Origin of the sequence: Teichococcus deserti, from assembly GCF_001982615.1 — a bacterium.
Lineage (GTDB): Bacteria > Pseudomonadota > Alphaproteobacteria > Acetobacterales > Acetobacteraceae > Pseudoroseomonas > Pseudoroseomonas deserti.
Genome location: NZ_MLCO01000231.1, coordinates 1 through 516 on the forward strand (window position 1 = coordinate 1; position 516 = coordinate 516).

The following is a 516-nucleotide window of genomic DNA, read 5'->3' on the forward strand; positions in this document are numbered from 1 at the left end:
TGTTTTTGTGCATAGCGCCCGGCGACACACGCGCTCCACACGCGTCAGATCGTCGGCGGCTTCGGATGTGTATACGAGACAGATGCCGCGGCGCTGCGGGCCGACTGGCGGGCGCTGCGCGACCTGCACAGTTTTGTCGCCCTGCTGCGCCGCCACCAGGCGACGCGCCGCCAGGCCTATCGTCTGGCCGGGGACGACCTGGCCCGCCGCCTCGCCCCCGGCGCCGCGGCCGCGGCCCTGCGCCAGGCGGCCGCCGAGGCCCTGCCGCTGGCCATCTCGCTGGGGAACCGCCACGCCGTCCAGCTGCTGCACGGCGCCCCGCCGCGCCCGCGCGAGCGCGACGGCTGGCTGGAGCTCGCCGAGCAGGGCCTGTCCCTGCGCCTCTGGCAGCCCGGCATCGCCGAGGCCTGGCATGTCATCCGCCCGACCGCCGACGGGCCGCTGGCCGCCATCGAGCTCTTCGACGCCGCCGGCGAGCCGCTGCTGACCCTGCAGGGCGCCCGCCGCCCCGGCCAG

Annotated in this window: 1 protein-coding gene; it reads left to right on the forward strand. The window is 76.7% G+C overall.

Annotation, left to right across the window (positions count from 1 at the left end):
- Window positions 1-198: 198 nt before the first annotated feature.
- The coding region (locus tag BKE38_RS33850; RefSeq protein ID WP_367596152.1) for a ChuX/HutX family heme-like substrate-binding protein at window positions 199-516 on the forward strand (318 nt) is incomplete at its 3' end.